At 65.0% G+C, this 25105-nt stretch carries 18 protein-coding genes and 2 tRNA genes; 4 read left to right on the top strand and 16 right to left on the bottom strand.

The features are described from left to right. From B071_RS16725 to B071_RS0108510, 7 genes are all read right to left on the bottom strand, one after another. Window positions 1-733 (bottom strand): hypothetical protein (locus tag B071_RS16725; RefSeq protein ID WP_040587910.1); only part of this gene is annotated, 733 nt, incomplete at its 3' end. 102 nt (window positions 734-835) lie between these two features. Further along, entirely contained in the window at window positions 836-3436 is a 2601-nt protein-coding gene (gene hrpB, locus B071_RS16730) for an ATP-dependent helicase HrpB (RefSeq protein WP_083914713.1), read from the bottom strand. Continuing rightward, entirely contained in the window at window positions 3345-5015 is a 1671-nt protein-coding gene (locus tag B071_RS0108490; protein WP_018526675.1) for a methyl-accepting chemotaxis protein, read from the bottom strand. The genes hrpB and B071_RS0108490 overlap by 92 nt, the downstream gene beginning before the upstream one ends. Before the next feature lie 128 nt (window positions 5016-5143). After that, window positions 5144-6571 (bottom strand): pyruvate kinase, encoded by a 1428-nt coding sequence (pyk, locus tag B071_RS0108495; RefSeq protein ID WP_040587911.1) that lies wholly within the window; start codon window positions 6569-6571, stop codon window positions 5144-5146. 260 nt (window positions 6572-6831) lie between these two features. Further along, window positions 6832-7182, bottom strand: a complete 351-nt coding sequence (locus tag B071_RS0108500; RefSeq protein WP_018526677.1) for a hypothetical protein — start codon at window positions 7180-7182, stop codon at window positions 6832-6834. Beyond that, complete coding sequence (locus tag B071_RS0108505; protein ID WP_018526678.1) at window positions 7179-8693, bottom strand: AMP-binding protein; 1515 nt, start codon at window positions 8691-8693, stop codon at window positions 7179-7181. Before B071_RS0108505 ends, B071_RS0108500 begins: the two co-directional genes overlap by 4 nt. Window positions 8694-9009: 316 nt before the next feature. Beyond that, window positions 9010-9081 (bottom strand) — tRNA-Gly (locus B071_RS0108510). A 23-nt stretch (window positions 9082-9104) separates the two neighbouring features. Here B071_RS0108510 and B071_RS16735 point away from each other — a divergent pair. Beyond that, window positions 9105-10439 (top strand): DNA/RNA nuclease SfsA, encoded by a 1335-nt coding sequence (locus B071_RS16735; protein WP_083914715.1) that lies wholly within the window; start codon window positions 9105-9107, stop codon window positions 10437-10439. A gap of 1906 nt (window positions 10440-12345) precedes the next feature. On the opposite strand, the gene B071_RS0108525 is transcribed toward B071_RS16735, so the two are convergent. Then, on the bottom strand, window positions 12346-12693 hold the full coding sequence (locus B071_RS0108525) for a hypothetical protein (protein ID WP_026245099.1): 348 nt from the start codon (window positions 12691-12693) through the stop codon (window positions 12346-12348). Between the two features lie 62 nt (window positions 12694-12755). Here B071_RS0108525 and B071_RS16740 point away from each other — a divergent pair, with 62 nt between their 5' ends. Then, window positions 12756-13367, top strand: a complete 612-nt coding sequence (locus B071_RS16740; RefSeq protein ID WP_157703099.1) for an 8-oxo-dGTP diphosphatase — start codon at window positions 12756-12758, stop codon at window positions 13365-13367. Between the two features lie 50 nt (window positions 13368-13417). Here B071_RS16740 and B071_RS0108535 read toward each other — a convergent pair whose 3' ends face one another. The 4 genes from B071_RS0108535 to B071_RS0108550 all read right to left on the bottom strand — a co-directional run bounded on the left by B071_RS0108535 (window position 13418) and on the right by B071_RS0108550 (window position 16520). Next, on the bottom strand, window positions 13418-14041 hold the full coding sequence (locus tag B071_RS0108535) for an ATP:cob(I)alamin adenosyltransferase (protein WP_018526683.1): 624 nt from the start codon (window positions 14039-14041) through the stop codon (window positions 13418-13420). A gap of 104 nt (window positions 14042-14145) precedes the next feature. Then, window positions 14146-15111, bottom strand: a complete 966-nt coding sequence (locus B071_RS0108540) for a sigma-70 family RNA polymerase sigma factor (protein WP_018526684.1) — start codon at window positions 15109-15111, stop codon at window positions 14146-14148. Window positions 15112-15373: 262 nt separating this feature from the next. Further along, complete coding sequence (locus B071_RS18455; RefSeq protein WP_169336322.1) at window positions 15374-16303, bottom strand: LysM peptidoglycan-binding domain-containing M23 family metallopeptidase; 930 nt, start codon at window positions 16301-16303, stop codon at window positions 15374-15376. A 144-nt stretch (window positions 16304-16447) separates the two neighbouring features. Further along, window positions 16448-16520: transfer RNA gene (locus B071_RS0108550), tRNA-Pro, on the bottom strand. A gap of 218 nt (window positions 16521-16738) precedes the next feature. Between B071_RS0108550 and B071_RS0108555 the strand changes: the two genes are divergently transcribed. Both B071_RS0108555 and B071_RS0108560 read left to right on the top strand, forming a co-directional pair. Further along, entirely contained in the window at window positions 16739-18274 is a 1536-nt protein-coding gene (locus B071_RS0108555; RefSeq protein WP_018526686.1) for a peptidylprolyl isomerase, read from the top strand. Continuing rightward, on the top strand, window positions 18261-19937 hold the full coding sequence (locus B071_RS0108560; RefSeq protein ID WP_018526687.1) for a 6-hydroxymethylpterin diphosphokinase MptE-like protein: 1677 nt from the start codon (window positions 18261-18263) through the stop codon (window positions 19935-19937). The genes B071_RS0108555 and B071_RS0108560 overlap by 14 nt, the downstream gene beginning before the upstream one ends. A 30-nt stretch (window positions 19938-19967) precedes the next feature. On the opposite strand, the gene B071_RS0108565 is transcribed toward B071_RS0108560, so the two are convergent. The 4 genes from B071_RS0108565 to B071_RS0108585 form a co-directional block, all read right to left on the bottom strand. Further along, window positions 19968-20915 carry a 1-phosphofructokinase family hexose kinase gene (locus tag B071_RS0108565; RefSeq protein WP_018526688.1) on the bottom strand — a complete coding sequence of 316 codons (948 nt, stop codon included), beginning with the start codon at window positions 20913-20915 and terminating at the stop codon, window positions 19968-19970. After that, window positions 20912-22102, bottom strand: coding sequence for an iron-containing alcohol dehydrogenase (locus B071_RS0108570; protein ID WP_018526689.1), 1191 nt, complete (start codon window positions 22100-22102; stop codon window positions 20912-20914). The genes B071_RS0108565 and B071_RS0108570 overlap by 4 nt, the downstream gene beginning before the upstream one ends. Next, window positions 22099-22431 carry a YhbY family RNA-binding protein gene (locus tag B071_RS0108575; RefSeq protein ID WP_018526690.1) on the bottom strand — a complete coding sequence of 111 codons (333 nt, stop codon included), beginning with the start codon at window positions 22429-22431 and terminating at the stop codon, window positions 22099-22101. Before B071_RS0108575 ends, B071_RS0108570 begins: the two co-directional genes overlap by 4 nt. A gap of 923 nt (window positions 22432-23354) precedes the next feature. Further along, window positions 23355-24989: a DUF2779 domain-containing protein gene (locus B071_RS0108585; protein WP_018526692.1), complete on the bottom strand. Its 1635-nt coding sequence runs from the start codon at window positions 24987-24989 to the stop codon at window positions 23355-23357. Window positions 24990-25105: the final 116 nt, after the last annotated feature.

Here is a 25105-nt window from a genome sequence, read left to right on the forward strand (position 1 = left end):
AGAGAACCCCCTGGTAGACCACGGAGACCCCCAGGTTGTAGTCCCCCAGAAGATCAGCCGTCCCCAGGGTCAGGGATGACCCGCTCTGGCCCGCCAGGACCTCCCCCTGCAGATACCACCGCCAGTCGCTCCCGCCAGCCAGGGGCGATCCCCCGGCGAGGCCCACCGTCACAGAGTTCCCCCGGACCACTTCGAGGGGGTTCGGGGTCAGAACCAGCCCGAAGGCCCCCGGCGTTTCCGGATCGATCGTTACGGTGATGTCCGACGCGGGGTAGCGGCAGTCCAGAGAGAGCGCCAGGGGCGCGAAGGTCCGCCCCGTCTGGGGCGCCCGAAGGGTAATCCGGAATGCCAGTTCCTGGTCCCGGGCCGACTCCCGAGGGTGAAAATGGACCTCCAGAAGCCGGTTATCCACCGCCACGAGCTGGGGCTCGCCATCGTAGAGCCCCGGATCCCCCACCTCCAGTGCAACGATCAGGTCGAAATCGCGGGGGTTCCGCAGAGAGACTCTCAGGGTGTGGGGCTCGTTCGGGATCGCCTGCGACAGCGACGCTGTTTCGCCCTGCCGGGAGAGACGGTAGGACTCCATCGTCACCAGCGAGAGGCCGTCGTCGACAAAGCCCCGCACGTCCTGCTGCCAGATCCCGGCGGGGGAACAGGAAAAGACGAGAGCTATCACCCCTGTGATGGTGGAGACCAGGAGCCCCCGCGCGCGTTCCGAAAAAAACTTTCTCATGTGCTATTACCGGCGGGAGTTCCTGCCTACGCTACAAAGCTAGCACGCCGGAAAGAGGATATCCGGCCCGGGGACGGGTTTTTTCGGAGTTTCGTGCTTTTTTTATTTTCTCTGCCGGCGGGGGGGCTGGTCACCGGGGAGAACCTCCAGAGGATTCTCGGGCCAGGCGTGTCTGGGGTACCGCCCCCGGAGTTCCCGGCGTACCTCCTGATAGGTGGAACGCCAGAAACCGGCCAGGTCGGAGGTGCGCTGCACGGGCCGCCGGGCGGGGGAGAGAATCTCCACCTCCAGGGGGACACCGGCCGGCCGGGGGAGCTCCTGAAGACCAAAGAGCTGCTGGATCCGGGCGGCCAGAATCCACCGGTCACCGTCGTAGCGCAAACGCTGGCGGGAACCGTCGGGAAGCTGAAAGAACTCGGGCGCCAGCTGGTCGAGAAAGGAGAGGAGATCCCAGGGAATTCTACTCTTCAGCACGGCCCCCAGGGATATCTTTTTCAGGCAATCCGCCCCGGGCGGATTCGGCAGAAAGGCGGGAAGCCATTCCTGGAGAGTTTCTTCCAGACCCCGGTCGGAGAGATCGGGCCAGTCCTGCCCCAGCCGGACCCGGTGAGCCCGGAGAAAGACCAGCCGTTCCTGAAGACGCCGGGCAGAATCGCTCCACCCCAGGCAGGAAAGCCCCTCGCGACGAACGAGGTCAACCACGGCCTCCCGGGCACGGCCTGACCGTTGCAGAGCCACAGGAGTTTCCGAGAGGAGGATATCACCCAGGTATCGCCGGTGCCGCACCTTGACCAGACCGTGGTGGAGAAAATACTCCTCCCGCACCGTCTCGCGGGCCGCCACGAGGGCGGAAAGGGTCTCTTCTTCCAGGGGAGCCGCCAGGTGTATCGTGGCGCCTCCCGGGCCCTGCTGAACCTCGACCGCCACGATCCAGTCGGGAGCGAAGCCCTCCCGCCCCGGCAGAAGCCGAAACTCGCCCCCCCGGATCAGGCGGTAACGTTCTCCCTCGAGACGGCGCCCCACCCGGTCGGGGAAGGCCTGCACCAGAAGGCCCCCCCACCCCGGGACCCCTCCCCATCCCCCGGCCTCGCCCCGAGCGGACCGGCGGGATCCCCTTCCCAGGGTGGCCAGGATCCGGCGCAGCCCCGCTTCGATCCGCCGGGCCGCGCCGGGGCGGAGCGTGTCGCCCCAACGCCCCTGACCCTGCCCGCACTGTTCCAGGATTTCGAGGCGCCGCTCGAGATTCGCCCCGGCCTCCTCCGCTGCGGGGGGCAGGAGAACCTCTCCCTCTTCCAGCAGCGCCGCCACCAGGGCAGCCCTCGGGGCGTCTTCGGCGTCGAGGACCATGGCGGCCAGGCGGGGATCCAGGGGGAGGCGGTACAGGGCCTCGCCCCGGGCGGTGATTCTCCCCCGGGAATCGAGCGCCCCCAGATCCTCGAGGAGCTCCCGGGCCTCCCGCAGGTGTTCCTCGGGAGGCGGGTCGGGCCAGCTGTAGTGGTCCCGCGAGATATCACCCCAGGCCGCCAGAACAAGAAGAAGCCCCGCCAGATCCGCTGTGGTGATCTCGGGAGGATCGAAGGGGGGAAGCCTCTCCGTCTCGGGCCAGAGACGGATCGCCTCACCCGGCCCCATCCGGCCCGCCCGCCCCGACCGCTGGACGGCCGAGGCCTGGCTGATGCGGCTCGTCACCATCCGGCGCACTCCCCTGCCCCGGTCGATCACGGGGCGGCGGCGTAACCCTCCGTCGATCACGCAGGTTATTCCCGGGATCGTCAGGCTGGTCTCGGCCACGTTGGTGGCCACCACGACCCGCTGCTGCCCCTCCGGGGGCGGTTCCAGGGCGAGGTTCTGTTCCGAGGGTGTCTGCCGTCCGTAGAGGGGAAGGATCGTCGCTCCCGGGGCTCCCCGCTTCAGCCCCTCCAGACAGCGGCGGATCTCGGCCTCGCCGGGAAGGAAGATCAGGATTCCCCGGGCACCCCGGCGAAGCCGATCAAGACCGACCCGCAGGGCCTGGACCGTTTCATTCTCTCCCGGACCGGGCGGGTTGTAGCTGATCGCGACCGGATGGGGCTGCACCCCTGCCTGGAGCACGGGAACACCCAGGGAGGCCACCCAGTCCGCATCGAGGGTGGCCGAGAGGACCAGAAGCCGGAGCGCCGGGGCGAAGACCTCCCGGGCCTGTCGGGCCAGGACAAANGAGAGATCCACCGCCAGGGAGCGTTCGTGGAACTCGTCCAGAAGCAGGCAGGAGACACCCCGGAGTTCGGGGTCTGCCACGAGCCGCCGCAGGAAGACGCCCTCGGTCATGACAACAACCCGGGCCCCCCCGGGCAGGTCCCGCCCGTCCCGCGTGATCCACCCCACGGAAAGGTCCGCCCCTGCCAGAGCCCGCAGGCGCCGGGCCAGGGCCCGCACGGCTGCGCGCCGGGGTTGCAGCAGCCAGATCTCGCCCGGGAACTCCTCCGCAAGAAAGAGNGGCACCAGGGTGGACTTTCCCGTTCCCGGTGGTGCCTGGAGAACCGTCAGGGGGCAGGCCCGAACGGTCTCGGNGAGCTCCTGGCGAATCTCCGAGACGGGATAGGAGGGAAGCCTCACAGTCTGGCCGGAACCGTCAGCCAGCCAGCTTCGCCGGAGCCTCCTGCCCGGCCTGGGCACCCCGGGTTTCACCGAAGGCGTCGAGGGCCTCGACAAAACGGGCTGCACAGGTCAGGAGGTTTCGGTAGTCCGCTTCCAGAGAGGCCTCGAGATCGGTGGAACGNCGCTCCGGGGGTGTTCCCTGGGCGTTCTTCATGATGCGGACCAGGAGATGATGGAACTCCTGGTGGACCTCCATGACCTCTCCGAGGGCGGGGCTTCCGGCATACTGCTGGCCCTGGGGGCTCTGGATCCAGCGGGAGAGCCAGCACGTCTCCAGCTCCGGCGAGGGGAAGGTCCGCCGGGACTCCTCGGCCCCCTCGATCACCTGGCGGGCGCTCATGAGCCAGCGCAGGTGGTTCAGGGCCACCATGTTGCAGTTCATGGCGGATCCGGCATCGGAGGAGATGTCGGCNTCCAGGTTCTGGACCGCCTCGATNCCGTGAAGGCTGGCCGCAGCCAGCGTTGCCAGGGTCTGGTTGTTCAGGGTGAGGGTCTCGTCGATCTGCTCGGAGTTCCGGTCCGTGGCGGCGCTGGCCTCCAGGATGTCCCGGACGCTCNNGTCGAGATCCCGCACGCTGACGGCGATCTCCTGACCACCCTGCTGGATCTCGCGGGTGATGGTGACCAGCTCGGTGGAGGCTTTCAGGACGTCGCTGCTGCCCTGGGAGATCTCCACCGTAGCCCGGTTGATCTCGTGGAAGGCCTGGGTNATCTCCTGGGCATCGGCGCGAACGCTGCGGAAATATTCCAGGTTCTCGCTGCCAAGTTCCTTGGCCTGGCCGATCTCGGCGACGATTTTCTTGAGGGTTCCTCCGATGGTTTTGGAGTTCTGGGCCGTGGTCTCGGCAAGTTTCCGGATCTCGTCGGCCACCACGGAGAAGCCCCGCCCGGCGTCGCCCGCGTGGGCAGCCTCGATGGCGGCGTTCATGGCCAGAAGGTTNGTCTGACTGGCCACGCTATTGATAACCTGGATGACCGCCTGGACCGCTCCCACGTGGTTGTGAATGCCCTCGATGAGGGTGTTGGTCTGCTCGGCCTGGTTTTCGCCCTTTCCGGTGAGATCCACCAGCTCGGCCATATTTGCCCTGTGCTGGTCGACGATGCGCGAGACGTTCCCGAGGTGGGAGTCCATCTGCTCCACCGCTGACGATGTCTGGACCACAGCGGAGGACTGGGAATCGATCCGCTTGATGAACGCCTCNATGGTTGCCCCGATCTCCTCGACCGCCGTGGAGGANGCCCGGATGCCCTCCCTGGTGCGCTCTACCTGGTCGCCGATGTNGTCGACTCCCTGGTGGATTTTNTCGTTGATTTCGAGNGCGCTGAAGATGCTCGTGATGAGTTCCTGGGCGTTTTCGCTGTTTCTGCTCGCCAGAGAGAGGATCTTGCTCCCGAGGTCCCGAAAGGCCTGATCCCGGTCACGGGANAGACGGAAGGTCTCCTCGATGTCACCCCAGCGGCGGAGCGCCCTGGCGCAGGCCCAGCCCGAGGCGCAGACCCCCAGGAAGCCCGCCCCAAGGCCCGGCAGGGGAAACCCCGCGACGCCTGCCACCAGGCCCAATATCACCAGGCCCTGACCGATAATCCCCGTGTATATTACGTTTTTGTTCAGTTTTGCTGCGTCTGGTTGCGTGCGTTCACCCATGTTCCGGCTCCTTCTGCTCCCGTGTATACCATGAAATTGCGAAAAAACCTTTACGAAGGTTATTTCCGCAAGAACGTTAGTATACCGGGAGCCGGAGCCCGTCACAAGGGAAAAAGATCCTTATTTCTCTATTTTGGGGTTCCCCTGCTGTAGAGATGGAGACAGGCCGAGGCTTTGTTGATCTCCACAAAGTTGGTCCCCTCGCTCTGTCCGGGGGCGCCCCCCATGATCACCACCAGATCGAGTTCGTCGATCACCCCTTCCTGGAGCAGCCCCGCCAGGGAGTTTGCCACGAGCTGATCGGTGGAGGCCTGATACTCCATGTAGGCGGGAAAGACGCCGAAACTCAGGCTTAGCTCCCGAACCACCCGCTTGCTGGGAGAGCGGGCNAAGATGGGCACCTCCATGCGGTAGGAGGAGAGAACCCGCGCGCTTCTGCCCGTTTCGGTGTCGCTCAGGATCGCCTTGATGGGGAGCTCCCGGCAGGCAGAATCTACCGTNTTGGCCAGAAAGTTCCGCTGGTTTGTGTCGGGGTCGACCCACTGGTTCCGGGAAAANTGNGACCTGGCCCGTTCAGTCTCCCGGGCGATCCTGGTCATGGTGCGTACCGCCTCCAGGGGATAGGCGCCCTGGGCTGTCTCGCCGGAGAGCATGATCGCGTCGGTTCCGTCGTAGACGGCGTTCGCCACATCGGAGACTTCGGCCCGGGTGGGACGGGGGCTTTTGATCATGCTGTGCAGCATCTGGGTGGCCGTGATCACCGGGCGCTTGTGTTTCCGGCAGAGCTCGATGATGTGCTTCTGATAGGCCGGCACCTGTTCGGCCGGTATCTCGATCCCGAGATCACCCCGGGCGATCATGACCCCCGCTACGTGAGGAATGATCTCCTCCAGGTTTCTGATCCCCTCGCGATTCTCGATCTTGGCGATAATTTTGACGGCACTGCCGGCCTCGTCAAGGATCTTCTGTATGGCGATTACGTCCTCGGCGTTCCGCACAAAGGAGTGGGCGATAAAATCCAGATCCTGCTCTATGGCAAACCGGATGAAGGACAGGTCCTTCTCCGAGAGGGCCGGGACGTTCAGGTGGGCATCGGGGACATTGATGCTTTTCTTGTTCTCGATCTCGCCGTCGTTACAGACCCGGCAGACCAGACGGCCCGGCTCCTTGGTCTGAACCTGCAGTTCCAGGCTGCCGTCGTCGATGAGAATGCTCTTGCCCGGAGCGAGGTCCTCCACAAAGCCCGGGTAGGTNGTCCCCAGTTCNNTCCCGGTCTGGGGATGGTCGGTGATCACCAGGGAATCACCGGCAGAGACGGGAAAGGCCGGACCTGTCAGGAGGGTGCGGACTTCGGGCCCCTTGGTGTCGACCATGAGGGCGATCTCTTCCGAGACGGCCCGGGTATTGCCGATCACCTGCAACGATCCCTCGGGGTCCTGGTGGGCTGTGTTCAGCCGAACCACGTTCATGCCTGCTTCGTAGAGGCCCTTGATAAAATCGACCTCGCACCGTCTGTCTGAAACGGTGGCAACAATCTTTGTCAGTTTTTTCTCCATAGTTTTTCCGGTGGTGATAATAAAAAAACCACCCCGCCGGTGCAAGGGAAACCCCGGGAAAAGGGGAATTGTCGGATATATTTTTTTTATAGGGGTTATTTTTGCCCCGGAAGGCCCCTGAAGGAGGANCCAGGGGAGNNATTCCCCGGAGAAGGAGATCTCCCGGGTGAGAGAGGTCCTCCGGGAAGAGCCCGTCCCGGGAGGCGGGGCCCCCGGGAGGTTCTCCCGGGAGATTCCTTGGAGATGAGGGCGGGAGCCTGTTACCGATCCTGCGGATTCTCCTGATCCTGCGGGTGCTCCTGATCCTGCGGGTAGTAAACGGCACGCTTGATCTTGTTGCTCACGGTTTTCACAAACTCCGTCTCCTGAAGCTCTACTGCACTGATATGGGAATACCCGGGCAGGCGACCGTTTACCTCGCGGCGAACCGCTTCCAGCCGTTCCTCGATGTGCGTGCGAGCCTTCCCTGCGTTCTGCTGCCCCCCGCTCCGGCGGTTCATCTCTTCCAGCAGATCCGGTGAGGGGTAGATCAGGGCCACCAGCCGCCCCTCCCGTTCCAGAACCAGGGCCTCGTCTACCTCAACGTACTGCACCAGGAGCCCCTCGATCACCTCGGGATAGATGTTCTCCCCCGAGGGGCTCGAGCCGTCTCTGCGTTCTGCTGCCCTCCGCTCCGGCGGTTCATCTCTTCCAGGAGATCCGGTGAGGGGTAGACCAGGGCCACCAGCCGCCCCTCCCGTTCCAGAACCAGGGCTTCGTCTACCTCAACGTACTGCACCAGGAGCCCCTCGATCACCTCGGGATAGATGTTCTCCCCCGAGGGGCCGATGATGACGTTCTTGCTGCGTCCCTTGAGGTANAGGTAGGAATCCTCATCGAGNTATCCCTTGTCCCCCGTCTTGAGCCACCCGTCGGGGGTCAGTACGGCGGCGGTCTCGGCGGGATCCTCGTAGTAGCCTTTCATCACGTTGGGTCCGCGAACCCAGACGTCGCCCACTCCCGAGGCGGGGTCGGGATCGACTATCTTGATCTCGACGTCCGTGACGGGGTGGCCCACCGAACCGATCTTCACGCCTTCCCGGGAGCTGAAGGTGATCAACGGCGACGCCTCGGTCATGCCGTAGCCGAGAACGGTGGGAATCCGGGCAGCCCGGAGAAAGAGTTCCACCTCCCGGGAAAGGGGTGCGCCTCCGATGATTGCACACTCGATTTTGCCTCCGAAGCTTTTCCGGACCCGCGCGCCAATGAGGGTGTAGAGGAATTTCTTGCGCCTGGGCCCCGCTGCGAGCCACCGGAAGAGGGGCTTGCGCGCGATCAGGGGAGCGATCTTGCGGGCGTAGAGTTTTTCGAAGATCAGGGGCACCCCACCGAGGATGGTGGGCTGAATCTCGGCCAGGGCCGACATCAGGAGTTTGGGCGTGGGCTTCTTGCCGAGAAAGTACAGGGCTGATCCGTTATAGATGATGGAAAGGAACCCCGAGGTTGAACCGTAGGCGTGAGCCAGGGGAAGAAGCGAGAGGGTGCGGGAGTGATCGTGGATGCACCCCACCAGGTCAGGCCCCTCGAAGAGGTTGGAGACCAGGTTCCGGTGGGTGAGCATGACGCCCTTGCTGAACCCGGTGGTTCCCGAGGTAAAGAGGATCTCCGCCAGGTCCTCCTCGTGGANGGGCTCANGCGATCGCGGTTCAGCGGGATCTTCCCGGAGCACCCGGTCCTGCTGCATCTCGTAGACCAGGCGCAATCCCGTCAGATGATCGTCGCCGAAGGTGTTCCAGAGGTGGTCCGTGGTGAAGACTCCCTGAACCCGGGCGCGATCCAGGATGCCCCGGATATCCTCGGCGGGGAACTCCTCCATGATCGGTACGGCCACGGCTCCCAGGGTCATGACGGCCAGGTAGGCAATTGCCCACTCCGGGGTGGATGTGCCCACGATGGCGACCTTGTCCCCCCGACCGATCCCCCGGGAGAGGAGGAGTTCCTGGCGCTCGACCATGCGTTGCTGCATTTCACGATACGTGCAGGGTTCGCTGCCGTAGGAGGCCAGCGATGGACGATCTCCGTAGAGGGTGAAGACGCGGTCGGCAAAACGGTCGAGGGTATAGGCTTCGAGTTGAAATTTCATGATGGTTCCTTTCTCCTGATCCCATGGTACACCGAAATCGNTGGAGGGTACACCAAATTGGACAGGGCCGGGCGAGCTCTCCCGAGCTAAGCCCCCCCGGCGTCTCCTGCGTGAATCTTCGGGAGAGACGATACCCTTCAAGTCTGGGGAAATATTCGGGTTCGTCAATACCCGCTCCTGCCATGGCCCTTTGCCCGGGGCAGAAAAAGCGGTACCTTCAGGGTGGTTCGGGATGGGGGGTGATCTTCGTGGTGACGGATGCAATGCAGGGTGAAGGGTGCGGTTCAGGGCCGGAACGTAAAACTGGAAGGCGAAAAGCGAGCGATGGGAATCGAACCCACATCTCCAGCTTGGAAGGCTGGGGTAATAGCCATTATACGACGCTCGCGCTGTTGTTGAGAGGAATCTAGCATGGACACAGAAAAAACGTCAAGACGGTGCGCCCCTTTCCCGGATGCCCCGGCGCAACTCTGTCCCGGCGGGGCATCCTTCGCGCCACCGGGACCGCTTCGCAGGGCGCGGTTCCTCCGCCGTCGCAACCGCTTCGTCGTGGAGATCGCCCTGGAGCCCTGCCAGGCCCCTCCCTGCACCGACCGGCCAGCGCCCGACCGACTGGAACGGGACGGCCCGGAATCCTGGCAGCCCGAAGAAGAGACCTCGGCATACCTGCCGAACCCGGGGAAATTGCGGGAAATTCTGCTCCCCGGCACGATCCTCTCGGTTACCCCCGGGGCCGAGGGAGCCCTCCATCCCTGGAAGGTGGTGAGCGCCAGCCGCCCCGCAGGGGGGACGGTCTATCTCGACACGGGCCGAACCAACCGGGTTGCGGAACACCTGATCAGCCGGGGGCTGATCCCCGCCCTGCGGGGGTGGAACATTCTCCGCGCCGAGGCGCCCCTCCCGGGAACGCGGAGCCGCGTCGACTTTCTCCTTCGGAACGACGCGGGCGAAGAGCGGTACCTGGAAGTTAAATCCTGCACGCTCTTTAACGGACCCTTTGCCATGTTTCCCGACGCCGTAACCGAGCGGGGACGGCGTCACGTGGAAGAACTGGCCCGGAGCGGTCGCGGCGCGCTCCTGGTCGTTGTTCACAGCGATCAGTGCCGGTGGTTTGTTCCCGAGGTGCACACCGACCCCGCCTTTGCCCGGGCCCTGGTCCAGGCACGGGATCTTCTCCCCGTTATTCCCCTGGGCGTCTCCTGGGAGGGGCCGGGAGAGATCGCCTCCCTGCGGACGGACATGACCCTTCCCTGGGAGGCGATCACCTCTCACCTCGATGATCGGGGGTGCTACGCCATCCTGCTGCACCTTCCCCGGGAACAACTGATCCCCACGGGGGCCCTTGGTACGGTCCGGTATCCACCGGGATGGTATCTCTACGCAGGATCGGCCAGGCAGGGGCTCCAGGCGCGGATAAACCGCCACCGGCGGCGGGGACGCAAGAAACTGCACTGGCATATCGATTATCTTCGCGAGGAGGCTTCCTGGGTCGAGGCCTTTCCCTTCCGGGGCCCCGGGCTCGACGAGGCAACCCTGGTTGAGGCCTTCCTGCCTCTGGCAGACCGCTCGATCCCCCGTTTCGGGGCGAGCGACAGCCCCTGCGAATCCCACCTTCTGTACTTCCGCGAGGATCCCCGAAGGTCGCGGGAGTTTGTCGAGACGCTCCTGGCGGAACGGCGACGCACCCTTCTGGCGGCAGCCGTCGAAGAAGACGCCGCCCCGGTCCGGGAGATCTCCCCGGTCTGAGCGCGCCCCCCGGTCCGGATCCCCCTCCCTGATCGGGTCATCCGCCCGGTTCGGGATATCTCCCCGGACCAGAAAATCCGCCCGGGTTAGTCCACCACGATGATCGAGACACCCTCCGGCACCAGGCGGGTCCGGTCGCGGGAAACCACAAAGGGCCGATGCACGGAAAAGGCCCGTCCCTGCTCGGCCGGGACCAGGGCCGGCATGGTAACGATCCGGTCTCCCAGGGAGACGATCTCTCCCGGAGGGCCCAGAATCACCACCCGCGCTCCCTGGCCGGGCCCGGGGGTCCAGGAAAAGATGGCCTCCGCTGCGGAGATCATCTGCCCCTGCTCCTCCCTGCTCCAGTCCCGCAGCGGGCCATCGATGGAGGATCGCCCCCGGACGAGGCGGACCGCCGAGACCACCGCCAGGACACCACCCGCTACAATGAGACCCCCGGCCGCCATATCGACGAGCTCGGACTCGCTCCAGTCGAAGAGCGGACCGGGGCTGTCGCTGTAGTCGCTGGCCACATCGGTGACCAACAGGTAGCTCCCCCCCGCCACACCGCCCAGACCGGCACCAACCCCCAGAAGAGGAAGGACCCTGCTCCGGTCCCGCTGCCCCTCGACCCTCACCAGGAGGGAGAGATAGTCCTGGCGGAGCNCGGCAAGACGCTCGGCCTCACCCAGGTGAAAGAACCGATCCACGGCAGCCAGATCCTCCAGGACCAGCGCGGCCTCGTCCCAGGCCTCTTCGGCCAGCGACTGGGCCCAGCGCAACTCCAGAAGCCGGAAGAGGGCCAGGGCGTTGCGACGAACCGGGGGCGTTGTGGCGCTGCTGCCGGGGTCCTCCTGCTGGACTCGTTCCGTCACGGCAAGGCCTCGCAGGGGATCTCCCGGGGTGTACCAGTCGCTCCTGCGGGAAAGATTCTCCGGAGCAAGCCGGGAAAACTCCCGATCCAGCTCCCAGAGCAACTCCAGCCCCTTTTGCTCGCGCCGCAGCGGTTCCAGGCGATCCCGGGGAACCGCCGCGAGCAATCGGGCGCTCTCGCGCAGGAGCTCCCAGGCTTGATCGTGAACAGCGGGATCGCCCAGCAGGTGGCGGGCACCGCGCTGAAGTTCCTGGATCTCCCGCTGCTCCAGGCTCGTTATTCCGGGCAGCGCGAAGGGGATCTCCTGAACCTCGCCGGAACGCAGAAGCCGGTCCGCTGCGTAGACGGGTATCTCGCCCCGGCTGGTGGCAACGGTGATCTCCAGGGTTCGCACACCCTCGGGAACGTGGGGTGCCTCCCTCGGGCTTTTTCCCAGGGAAACACCGTCCAGGAATACCCGGTAGGGAACCCCCTCCCGGGAGGGCTGAAAGACCAGCGCTGCGTAATGGACGGGGTAGCCCAGCAGGGCCGAGGCGATCTCCGCCAGCACCTCCCGGGCGGCCTCGTCGAGATCAAAATCACCGTAGCTGCGCCGTTCCCGGCTTTTCAGGACCACCCCCCGGGAGACATCGAGAACAGAAATCTTCAGGAGAACCTCTCCTCGCGAAAGATCCCGGAGCTCACCCAGTACGAGCCCGTCGATGCGGCGATCCCGGGCCAGCCCGAGCAGGCTATCCCGATCGTGAACCGCCTCGGGGGGAAGGTGCCGCAGGTCGAACTGCCCGCTCACCTGGAGGGTGAGCTTCAGCGCCTCCTCCAGCTCCCGGGCGACTCTCTCCAGAGCCTCCCGGTCCGAGGGGTTCTCGAAGGGTACCAGGGCGATTGCCTCGCCGCGAAGGGTCCTGAGGGCCTCCTCTCCACCCAGGGAGGGGGGAGACAAAGCCATGGCCACGGCAAAGGAGAAGGCCGCCACGAGCGTCACGGGACAGCACCGTCCTGAGCACCCCCTCCGGGGAAAAAAGATTGTTTTCTGCATGAAGCGCCTCCCTGTCACTGCGCGACCGCTCCCGAGGATCCGGGCCGGGTGCGGATAACGATAGCTGTGCACGAATCGGTGTACAGAGGCAGTCCGAACATCTCGTACTTGCCCAGGTAGTCCGGTACCTCCCGGGGGCTCTCGCCCAGCCGGGCGCGGTAATCCTGTATTATCCGGTACAGCGCGGGAGGCAGCACGATCGAGGAGGGGGTCTTGCCCGCTTCCCGAAGGGTCGAGATCCGGCCGTAGACGGCGGCGATCACCTCTTCGGGCCGGGGCAGGTTCCCGGGCGGGGGCGGGGCGTCCATGGTCTGACCGGTCTTCTCCCTCTCCTCCACATCCCTTTCATCCATGGCCGACACAGTATAGCACCTCCTGAAAACCTCTCGCAATGTTCGTCTCTCTCTTATAGGATAGGGTCGGTATGAAACGGGCTTCACTCGAGACATTTTTCCCGCGACCGCAGTCCCCACAGTCGCAGTCCCCGCGATCACAATCCCCGCACGCTCTGGCCCCGCGATCCCTGGCACAGAGCGATACCCCCTCTCCCCTGGATTGGGAGCGCTACCGTCCCCACGATACGGCCGTGCTCTGCTTTCTCTGCACGCCCCATTCCCTGCTGCTGATCAGAAAAAAACGGGGGCTTGGTGCGGGGAAGATCAACGGCCCCGGCGGAAAGACCGAACCGGGGGAGACTCCCCGCGAGGCAGCGATCCGGGAGACCCGGGAAGAGGTAGGGCTTGTTCCGGTAGAGCCCCGCTACCAGGGGGTCCTCCGCTTTGCCTTCGCCGACGGCTACCGCCTGGAGGTGCAGATCTTCACGGCCACGGCCTGGGAGGGGCTTCTCTGCGAGACCGACGAGGCCCTGCCCTTCTGGTGCCCCCGGGAATCGATTCCCTACGAAGAGATGTGGGAGGACGATATTCTCTGGCTCCCTGCGGTTCTTGAGGGGGAGACCGTGGAGGGCGAGATGTTTTTGCGCGGAGACTCGCTGGAGTTCTGGGATCTGCGACGGGTCGACCCCGGGCCGGACTAACCGGACCCGGGAGCTGGCCCGCGAGTTGCGCCAGAGCTGGCCCGCGCCGGTTATTCCGCCAGGGGGAAGCGCCTGTCGGCCCACCGGGCCAGGATGAAGAACCAGTCGCTGAGTCTGTTCAGATAGCGGGAGACGGCCTTCTGTTCTTCCCGCCCCTGGGCGCGCACCACCCGGACTACGGCCCGCTCGGCCCTGCGCACCACCGTGCGTGCCCGATCGCATTCCGCCCCCAGGAGAGAGTCTCCGGCCACAAAAAAGCGGGGCTCCAGCTCTGCCTGGCCCCGCCACCAGGTGATTCGCTCTTCCAGACGGGCTACGTCGGCGTCGGTGATCACCTCCTGACCGGCCAGGAAGGGCACGTTCACCGGACAGGCCATGACCCCTCCGGCGACAAGCAGCTTGTACTGCTCCGTCTCGATCTGACCGGCCAGGGACCGGGCCAGGGCGTCCCGGGCGGTCTCGGGAAGCCCCGCCACGGCCCGACAGGCGCCCAGCGCGACCTGGGCCTCGTCGACGTACCCCAGAGCGTCAAAGACCGGATCATCCTTGAAACGCCGCGAGCCATCGAGCAGGCCACTGCGGCCATCGTCGCCACCCCGGGTGGTCACGGGCGTAAGATCTTCCTGAGGATCCCCNCCGGCACCGCCCTTTCCTGATTCCTTACCAAACCACATGGGTTTAATATACCGACGAAACGCCCCGCCGGAACATCCCGGAGCAGGAAAACTTCTGCTCCGGCCCTCGGGAGCCCCCGAAAAAGAGGATCACCAGATCAGGATCAGTAGAGGTTCCGGAAATCCTGGATCACGGCGCTCTCCCGCAGCTTTTCCAGGGCCTTTTCCTGTATCTGCCGAACCCGCTCGCGGGTGACGCCCAGAAACCGCCCCGTTTCCTCCAGGGTATAGGGGCCTTCGCCGCCCAACCCGAAGCGCAGCTTGATAATCCGCATCTCGCGCTCACTGAGCTCCGTCAGGACGCCCTCGATCGTGTCCTGCAGAGTCAGATGAAAGGCCAGATCGAAGGGCTGTTCCTGCTGTTCATCCTCGATGAGATCGGAGAGGCGCGTACCGCTCTCGTCGTCCAGGGTGACGTCGAGCGACGCCGTGTCCTGGGAAAGACGGCTGATCTCCTGAACCCTGTCGGGGGTGACATTGAGATACTGCGAGACCTCCTCGCTCAGGGGATCCCGCCCCAGTTCCTGGGTGAGGTGCTTGGAGACAAAGAAGCACTTCTTGATGGTGTTGAGCATATGCACGGGAATGCGGATGACCCGCCCCTTGTCGGCCAGACTCTTGATGATCGCCTGGCGTATCCACCAGGTTCCGTAGGTAGAGAAGCGACACCCCCGGGTGTAGTCGAAGCGCTCCACCGCCTCGATCAGGCCGATGTTCCCCTCGTCGATCAGATCGAGGAGGGAGAGCCCCCGGTTCTGGTACTTCTTTGCGATGGAGACAACCAGCCGCAGGTTTGCGTTGATCATGCGCCCCTTGCAGGTCCGCAACGCTTCCTCGCGGCGGAGGATCTCCCGGGCCAGCTCGTCGCGGGTGTAGGAATGGTCCTCCTCACCGGACCGGAGGGCCTCCAGATCGGCCCGGAGTTCCTGGATGAGGCGCCCGATCTCCTGTTCCTCCCCCACCGTGAGAAGGGCGTAGTTGGAGATCTGCTTGAGGTAAAACGCAAGGGGGTCGGTATCCCCCGATCCCGCCTGACCGTCGTACCCTCCCTGCGCGGGCCGCGCGACCACTCCAGAATCATTCCGATTACTCGATGACCGGGAACTGCTCCGTCCCTTCCGTGTTGCTGTCGAACCCATTCCAGATGCCCCCATACCTTTTTGTTTTCTTATAATTCTATCACTCCCTGCAGATTATCCCAGCAGAAAAACCGGTAAATGAGGAAAGAAAACGTTTTCCCTGAAAAAAATTTCGGAAGGCTTCGCCGGAAGCGGCCCCGGGATCGGGAAATTCCGGGAATTCCCGAGAATTCCCGAAGAATCCGGAACGATCCTACCCCCGGGGAGCCGTCTCGGGGTCGACAAAGGCCTCGCCCCGCCAGACTGAAAAATAGAGCGCCGATCCTCCTGCCTCGGCGGGGCTGGTCCCGACCGTTCCCAGGGTAGCGCCCGCCGGAACGGCCTCGCCCACCTGTACCTGGACGCGTTCCTGCCCTCCATAGACGTAGATATACCCCTGGGGAGACTGGACAAAAACCACGTTCCCGAAGGTGGAGTGGGGGCCGGAGTAGACCACTCGCCCCGCCGCCACGGCCGCCACGGGGGTGCCCCGATCGGCCCTGATGAGCAGGCCGGGAAGCTTTCCCTCGAGCCGGATGTGCTCACCCGCCACAGGCCAGGCACCTCCCCGGGAATAGGAAAGGGGTGTTTCCATCTGCCGGGCCAGGGGGATGAGGGCAGGCCGATCCCGGGAAGCGGTCTCTGCCGCCGGGGTCTCCCGGTCTGGGCTTTGTGCGGAAGAATCCTCCCCGGATGATCCGGTCGGCCCGGACGGTCCGGTCGCCCTGGACGACGGCGCGGATGCGGAATCCTGCGATGCGGCGATTCCCGATGAGGGTGTCTGGAGAGACTTCTCCGCATCCCCGGGAGATCTCAGGGGGATCTGCAGCCGCTGTCCGATCCGTATGGTCACGCCTTCGAGCTGATTTATCCTCTGAATTTCCTCAACCGTGGTCTGGTAACGCCGGGCGATTCCGTAGAGGGTCTCGCCCCGCTTTACCTCGTGGTGACGGGCCACGGTGAGCAGTGTGCCCGGGAGGAGGAGGTCCGGCGACTCCAGACGGTTGATCTCCGAGAGCTGGCGAACCGTGATATTGTAGCGCCGGGCGATTCCGTAGAGGGTCTCACCCCGCTTTACCTCGTGCTCGATGGTCTCTCCCCAGGCGATACCGCTACCCAGAACGAGGGCGATTAGAAATGTCAACGTGTGCCGCATAATACCTTCCGCTCTTAATGGTCGGCACCGGGACACCCCCGGTTTAGGGGCGGCCTGCGGAAAAGAAAGACAGCTTCAGGAAATACCGAGCCGAAATCAGGAGAAATCAGGAAAACAGAAGGGGGATTGAAGTCGGGCTGAGAGGATTTGAACCTCCGACCTCACCGTCCCGAACGGCGCGCGCTAGCCCCTGCGCTACAGCCCGATAGTGTGGAACAACCTGCCTGTTGCATCTGCCCCGTAGCGGGAGCGGAACCCTGCAACAGGAGAGGAATCTACCAATAAGGGGGCGGGCTGGTCAACCCCGCCGACCCGCCCGGGTGCAGGCCAATTTCGACCTGCCCGGGTTCGTTGACAGCCGGGAGGTCCCATGCTACCGTTGCGGCTCATATTAACGCTCTCTGAAGAGGAAGTTTCAAGCTCATGGGAGATTCCAGAGAGACCGGTACCACCCGGTCAGACAGTCGAACAAAAAATACCAAACCCAGGCCCGCCCACCGATCCACCAGAAACACCCTGCTTTACATCGGCAGTGTGATCATCCTGGTGCTGGTGGTGGTAACCTTTGTAGGGGTCCCCGCCGTGGGAAGTTTTGGAGACCCGGCAGGACGAATCGTTTTCGGCCGCTACAACGGTGAGGAGATTGCCTACCGCCCGGGGAACTACTTTGCCCGCCAGTACGAGATGATCGCCCAGTCCCTGCGCGACACCCACGGGGAGATGGACCTGGAGTTGCAGCTCCGCATCGCCTGGCGCCAGGCCTTTAACAGGGCGATCATGCATACGGCCCTCCTCCAGCAGGGGGATCGCTCGAACCTGCGGATCAGCGAGGCCCGGGTGGACGAGCTTATCGCCCGGGACCCCCGGTTCATGCAGAACGGCCGTTTCAACGCTGCCGCCTACCGGGCCCTGGGGAACCAGGAGCAGTTTGCCCTCCGCACCCTTCACCGGGAATCGGAACGGTTTGACCTCATTGTGGAGGACACCCTCGCAGGAAGTCGCCCAAGCTCCCGGGAAGCAGCCTTCGTCGCCGCCATGTCAGGGCCCGAGCGGTCCTTTCGGGTCGTCCGGTTTCCCTTCTCGGCCTTCCCCGAAGACCAGGTAGCCCACTACGCCCGGGACAACCGGGACCTCTTCACCGAGCTGAACCTCTCGGTGATCACCCTGGCCAGCCGCGAGGAGGCCCAGCAGGTCCGTGCCCGGGCAGACCAGGGAACAGCACCCTTTGAGGAGCTGGCCCGGACCTATTCGCGGGATCTCTTCGCCGACCAGAACGGTGAAATCGGGCGCATCTGGGGGTACGAGGTCCAGCAGGAACTCCTGAACCCTCCCGATCTTGCAGAGATTACCGCTCTCGAAGAGGGGGAACTCTCCGGCCTTGTGGAGACCACCTCGGGGTGGTCCTTCTACCGCGCCGACCAGACCCCCGCCCCCTTCAGCGACGACGACCAGGCCACGCTCCGGGAGGCCCGGGACTACATGCAGATGTTCGAACAGGGCAGAATCCAGGATTTTGTCCGCGACGAGGCCGAGACCTTTGCCCGTGCGGCCCGCCAGGGTTCGCTCGAGGAGACTGCCCGGGGAGGGGGCAAAGAGATCATCGAGACTCCCTTCCTGCCGATAAACTACGGCAACCTTCAGCTCTTCACCCCCTGGAACGTTCCGGAGATTCCCGATCTGGCCGAAGCCGCTTCGCGCGAGGATCTCCTGCTCACGGCCTTTTCGCTGGACGAGGGAACTGTCAGCGAGCCCGTCATGCTCCGGCGGTCGGCGATCGTTCTGGAGCTCCGCGAGGAGCGGCAGGTCGACCCCGAGGACACAACCTTTCTTGTGAACGCCTACGACATGATTCTCCGCCAGTTCCAGATGGACGAGGTTGCCTCCAGTTACGTGAAGGAGGAGCTCCTGGACGATATGTTCCAGGCCGCCTTCAACCGCTACGTTCTTGGCAACCGCTGACAGGGACCAGGATCTTCAGCTTGACCCCACCCCCTCGGGGGTGGTGATCTCCCTGGGGGGGCGTCGCCTGAACAGTCGCGACGCCGCCTCCTCCTTTCTCAGACGTTTTCCCGACCCTCTGCCCGAGCAGGCCCTGGTGGTGGTCTTCTCGCCCCTTCTGGGGGAGGGGCTCCCCCAGTTGCTGGAACGCCTGCCCCCTACCACGGTCCTCCTGCTGGTAGAGTTCGAGCAGGCCCTCTTCACACTCGGAAAGCACCGCTTGAGCAAATTTACCCATCGGGGCTGCCTGCAGTTCCCACGGGTTTCCACCCCGGAGGAGGCCCTTCGGGAAGCGCAGCGCCTTGTGGAGGGACGGGGGTTGCGGCGAATCGTCGGGGTCCACGCCACGGGGGGATCCCGTCTGCACGCCGGGGCCTACGCCCGGCTGGAAGAGGCCCTGCGCGAGGTGGTACAGCGCTTCTGGTCGAACCGGGGAACCCAGATTCGCCTGGGGCGGCGATGGGTTACCAATCTTCTGGCAAACGCCTGCCTCGACCAGACCCCCCTGCACGATCTGACCCGAAGCGTCCCCTCCTCCCGGGCTGTACTCCTCGGGGCCGGGTGCGATCTGGAGAATCGCCTGGAGGTGGTGCGAACCCTCCACGATCGAGGAGTTCCCCTGGTTGCCCTGGATACGGCCCTGCCCGCCCTGGCCGAGGCGGGGATCGAACCGGCCCTGATCGTTGCCATGGACGGCCAGCTCGCCAACGCCCTGGACCTGCTTCCCTGGAGGTGGAACCGGGTGAAGCTGATCGCCGATCTGACCGTTCACCCCGCCATCCCGCGCCGTTTTCCGCCGGCACAGCGCAGTTTCTTTGCAAGCCGCTTTGCGGAGGGCTCCTTCTTCTCATCCGATTCCACCTCGCAGGTTCTGGAGGGGATCCCTCTTGCTCACCCTCGCGGATCGGTGGCCCCCGCAGCGATGGAACTACTGGTACGAACCCTGGGCGTGAGAACCCTTCTTGCGGTGGGGATCGATTTCCACTATCGCCTTCCCCGAACCCACGCGCGGCTCACCGCCGGGGACCGGCTCATGCGGAAAAATATGACCCGCCTCCTGCGACGCGACGGGAATCACGAGTATGTCCTGCGGCCCCGGAAGGAGGTTCTCCTCAGAACGGGAGAACGAATCCGGGGCGACGCGATTCTGGCAGACCAGGCGCTTCAGATGCGCCACGCCACGGCGGAGCTGCAGAGGGAGGTTCCGGGCCTTGCGGTTCTGTGCCTGAACGATCAGGGTCTGGATACAGGGGCACGCCTGGTCTCAGCCCGGGAGGCTCTGGAACAGCTCGCTCCCGATCGCTCCCGCCCGGCAGCGAACCAGGCGGTTCAAAACCAGCCAAAACGCACCCTGCAGCCCCCGGAGCGCCTTGACCGGGCGCTACAGATTCGCCGGGCCGCCCTGGAAGAGCTGCTCCTGCGGCTCCGGCGTCAGGAAGAACACCTGGATTTTCTCGATTCGGGGCTTGCTTTTGTCCTGCTGGACCTCCCCCAGTGGCCACTCCTGACCACCAGGCGGGATTGGGCGGAATTGCATCGGGGGGGAATACTCCGCTCGACCCGGGACTACCGGAGGCGGCTCGAGCGCATCCTCTCGGCACCCTCCCTGCGCTCCCCTTCCTGAGGCGCACGCCCCGGGTGGGTCTCTGACCGATTACCGGTCGAGCGAACTCTCGCGGATGCTCCCCGGTTTCAGGAGGACGGCGTTCATGGCGGCTGCAGCGTGCCCGGCCTCGATCGCCAGAGCGAAGTCCTCTTCCCGGGCCAGGGTTGCCGCGAAACCCGCCGTAAACGCATCACCACACCCGATGGTGTTCACCGGTTCCAGGGGAATCGCCGGAGCCTCCCGCAGCATTCCCTCATCGTCCAGAAAAAGCACAGGATTCACCCCCCTGGTGAGCACCACCCGAACACCGGACCGGGCGAGATCACCCATGACCTCCCGGGCCCGATCGAGGGTGGCGTCATCGGTGGCGTGCTCGCTGATGAGGGCCTGCTGGCCGGAGAAAAAGGTGGCGGCAAACTCCTGGAGGTTGGGCTTGATCACCTGGGGCCGCTGCGCGGGGTCGTTGGCCAGGGCCAGTTTCAGCGGTTCACCGCGAAAATCGGCCACAACGAGACACCCGGCCCCGCGGGCTTCGGCGATCATCCGGGCAAAGAGATCGTCCCTGTACCCCGGGGCAGCGGACCCGGAGATCACCACTACTCCGGCGGCGGGAAGAAGCTCCCGGAAACGGTTCAGGAGCCGTGCCTCGAGACCGGGTTCCACAGCGCGGGTGGGCTCGATCAGCTCCGTGGTGGTTCCCCGGGAACGGTCCAGGAGGGTCGTGCAGGTCCGGAGCGGGGCCTCGCAGGGGACGATCTCCAGGGCGAGCCCATCCTCCCGGCAGAGTTCCTCAAAGAGCGGGCGCTCCCTCCCCCCGGCGTGGGTGAGGTGCACCACCTGCTCTCCCAGCTGGTGCAAAACCCGGGTGACGTTTACCCCTTTCCCCGAGGCGTCGAGCCGTTCCTCCCTGGCCCGGTTGACCTCGCCGGCCTCGAGAGTCTCGAAGACCAGGGTTTTTTGCAGAGTCGGGTTGAGACAGACCGTGAGAAAGGTCATAGCACCTCGTCGAGCAGGGCCCTCAGGTCGGCCTGACCGAGCTGAAGAGGGTGGTTTTTCAGGCCCGTTTGCGCCACCACCGGATCAAGGTCGTCCCGGGTAAAACCGTAGTCGCCGAGCCGACCCAGCGGTGCGGCCCAGGCCTGGACCGCCTCTACCAGGGCATCCGCCCGGGGGGCAAGCCCCAGAGCCTGCGAAGCCCGGTGGTAACGCTCCAGGGTATCGCCCGAGGCTCCTTCCAGGGTTCTGCGGGTCACCGGCCCCAGAAGAATGCCGCAGACCGTTCCGTGGGGGATATCCCTGAACGCCCCCAGGGGAGAGGCAAAGCCGTGGACCAGACCGAGTCCCGCCGCGGCAAGACAGACCCCGCTGAAATAGGCTGCCAGAGCCATCTGTTGCCGTAGCAGCGGCGAGTCATCGCCCCGGAGCAGTGCCGGGAAGGCCTCCCCCGCCAGGGTCAGTCCCTGGAGAGCCAGGGCATCGGTGAGGGGCTGTGCCCCCGTGGAGACCCAGGCCTCCAGGAGCTGGGTAATNGCNTCGAGCCCGCCTGCCCGGGTTACTTCCAGGGGGCACTGAAGGTGCAGATCCGCGTCGATCACCGCCAGAAGGGGGACATAGTTATCGTGACGCAGGGATTTCTTGAACCCTCCGGGCCCGATCGTGCTGAGCACGGCGTTGGCCGTGGCCTCGCTGCCCGTGCCCGCCGTGGTGGGAAAAGCGATCAGGGGAAGGGTCTCCCCCGAGGGTTTCCTGGTGCCCACACCTTCCAGAAAATCCGTGATGTCGAAGGGCTCCCGGCTATCCCGGGCATCCATGGCCAGAGCGGCAGCCAGGGCCTTGGCCGCGTCGAGCACGCTTCCCCCTCCCACGGCAACGACAACATCGCACTCGGGAAGCTCGGCCCCTACCCGGGAGACCAGACTGTTCACCAGAGCAGGACCGGGCTCGCCCCGCAGGGCGTGGTCAAACCAGTNCCATCCCCCGGTTTTCAGGTGATCCAGGAGATCCTCCCACTGGGGACGGCTCCGCAGAGAGTCTCCTGCCGTTATGATCGCCGGCCGGGAGAACCCCCGGGCCCGCAGGAGGTCGGGAAGCCCGGAGAAAGCCCCCTGCTCGACCAGAAGCTCCGGCTGGCGGGGGGCGGAAAAAGGCGGGGCTGAAACACGGGAACGGGAGTGGTTCGTCACGGAGAATCCCCCCGGGGACGCTGGGGCAGATGCAGCTTCTGGCGCTCGGGGTCCCGCGCGGGACGATAGAGAATCGCCACGTGACCCACCACGGCAACCAGGCGAGCCTGAAGCTGGTTCGAGAGGTCCCGGGCGATCTCCCGGCGAGCGTCCTTGTAATCGGAAAAACGAACCTTGATCAGCTCGTGATTATCCAGTTCCTGGTCCACGTGGCGATGCACGCTTTCCGAGGGCCCCTGCTTCCCCACGGTTGCCACCGCTTTCAGGCGATGGGCCTGGCGCAGGAGAAACGCCCTCTGATATCCTGCCAGTTCTCGGCTATCTTCCATGGGAGCAGTCTACACCGGGATCTCTTCCCGGGTCCACGAGGTTGCCCCAAAAGAAAATCACCCGTATCATGACGGGGTGTTCGCATACTACCTGCAAAAGAGACCGACCGTGCTCCTCCTGGCGCTCCTCTGCGCGGCGGGGCCCCACCTGGCGGCAGCGCCCCCTCCTGGGGCGGGGCCGATCCTGCGGGATGATTTTTCAGAGCTNCACAACTGGTTCCCCGGGGCCGGGGANTGGAAGGTCCAGGAAGGCCGACTGGTTCAGCAGGACCCCCGGGACCCCCTGGCGCGGGCCGACCGGCGGGTTCCCCAGGACGAGCCCTACGAACTGGAGTTCTCCATCCGCTACGTTTCGGGGGGGCTCGGCGAGCAGCCTCTCGGGACGGGCGGCGACGTGCACGCCGGTTTCGGNATTCACCTGGGCGTGGACGATCCCGCCAGGGGCCGGCGATCCTGGGGGAGCGGCCGGAGCTATCTCCTCTGGATGAACCTGGACACGCGGGAGCAGACCCGCCTGACCCGGCCCGAGCACTACGGCCTGCGGGCNCAACTCTACCAGAGCACCACCAACAGCGTCATGGACCTGGCCCGGGACCCTCTTCTGGCACAGAACCCCGAGTTGAGCCGCTTCCTGGTGGATGACTTTGTGAGCCTCGATATCGTGGAGGCCCTGCGGCCCTGGGGAGTCAACCTCACCAGGGAAGATCTGGCCCTTCTCCTGGAGGAGGATCTGCGTATAAACATCCGGGTCGACCCCCGGACCGGGACGATCGGGGTGCTCGACCCCACCGCTCCCGTGCGCTTCTATCTCCAGGCAGACCCGGAGATTCTGAGGGGAGACTACGTTTCCCTCAGAACCAACAAGATGGCTGCCAGCATCCCCTATTTCCAGGTGCGCTGAAGGCCCCTCCGGCCCCGGTAGTTCAGGAGAGCGGTTCTTCCAGCAGTCTGGCGAGCGCTTCCACCAGGTCTACCATCGCCCGGGTATCGACGTCACAATAGGCACAGACCTCCTCCTGCGATGCCAGATAAGGCTCGTCGCGCCGGGGAGTTCCCTTGAGCGCCCCCTCCAGAAAAACGCTGACCCCCTCGGCGGCGCNGGCACCGGGGAAACCCGGGGCACCGGAGGAACCCGAGGCAACGGCCTGATCCGCCCAGCGGGTACAGGAGAAATTCGCCTGGAGGCCATCGCGAACCCGCACCTCCTCGTAGCCCCCCCCGGTGAAGAGGGGCAGAACCCGCTTCAGGGAGACCTTGCCGCACTGCCCCGGGTGGTAGACCAGAAAATCGGCGAAGGGCTCAAGAAGGTCCACCATGCGGCCCACCAGGGCCTGACCCCGCGCTGCCTCGCCCGCCACGGAAGCCAGCTGCCGCACCATGGCCGATTCGAAGGGCTTGCTGAAAACCACCAGGCTCCCCTGATCGCCCACGGCGCGGGAGAGCCAGTGAAAAAAGGCCTCCCGCTGGTCTGTCCCGGGGAGACNGACAAACCGGCTCGGCCGGGACTCCCCGCCCGGCTCGCTCTGGCACCGGAGCGAGGCGATAATCGGGGTGTGTTCGTAGGGGGCCAGCCCCTGAAAGGGAGGAATCGACTGCGACGATGCCTCGAAATCAAGAAAGAAGAGGGGCCACTGAAGGCGCCCGAGAAAGGCAGCGAGCCCCCGGCGGTCGATGAAGAGCCGGTCCGAGATCACCGAATCGATCTGGCGACGCTGGCGCTCGGTGAGATCCTTCTCCCGGGACTGATCGATCTCACGAAGATCGAAGATGCCCCGGGACTGCAGATCCCGCCCCAGATGGCGGCCCTTGTGGAGGGTCAGAACGCTGTACCGCCCCTCCGGGGCCTCGGCCGGCGCCCCCTCGCAGAGGGGGCACCCCTGGCGACACCGGTAGTCTGCCGGTAGATCCCTGTCCCGAGCGGCGTAGTCCTGAAGCTCCTGGCGCTCCGGCACAACCCGCTTCAGGGCCTTGCCGGCGCGCCCCGTGAGGGTGCTCTCCCGAAAGAGGCCCCGCCAGTCCTCTTCGCTCCAGGAGCTGTCGGGACGATCCTTCTTGCCCAGATAGCGAAGGTGAAGGCCCGCCAGAGGATAGCCCTGGCCCTGCCAGCCCTCCAGAAGCAGGGCGGCCTCGTCTTCGTAGATTCCCCGCAGACCCGTGGCGGGCCGGAACAGGGAGAGCTCCCAGCCACCACCGCGCCCGTGAAAATACCCCCAGTCCACAACCAGGGCCAGGTTCCCCGAGAGGACCAGACCGTTGATAAAGGCCTCTCCCCGGGCCACGGCGGCAGCGGTCTCCTCCGCCCAGCCCTGCATCTCCTCCGGGGCGATCCCGGCCCGGAGAACCCGGACCGTGGCGGGAACGTTTTCTTCCCGGGCCCGGTCCGGCAGGAGGTCGCGGGCATCCCCCGCGAGAAGCGCCTGTCCTGTAGCGATGGTCCGGGCCGTTTCCCGCAGGTTGACCTCGCTTGTCATNTCCCGGGGAAAGGGCCCGCCCGAAGCCTTCCATTGCCGCCTGCAGCGNACCCACTGGTGAAAATCTGTCGCCGTAAGCAGGGTCATGGAGCGGAACTAGTTCCCAGTTCGTAGGTATCGATGGCGATCTGGAGCTCCTCGTTCGTGGGTTCCACAATAATCGTGGTGGGAGAATAATCCTTGGAGATGATTCCCTCGCGGTT

This window comes from Alkalispirochaeta alkalica DSM 8900 (genome assembly GCF_000373545.1).
In the GTDB taxonomy this organism is placed as follows: Bacteria; Spirochaetota; Spirochaetia; order DSM-27196; family Alkalispirochaetaceae; genus Alkalispirochaeta; species Alkalispirochaeta alkalica.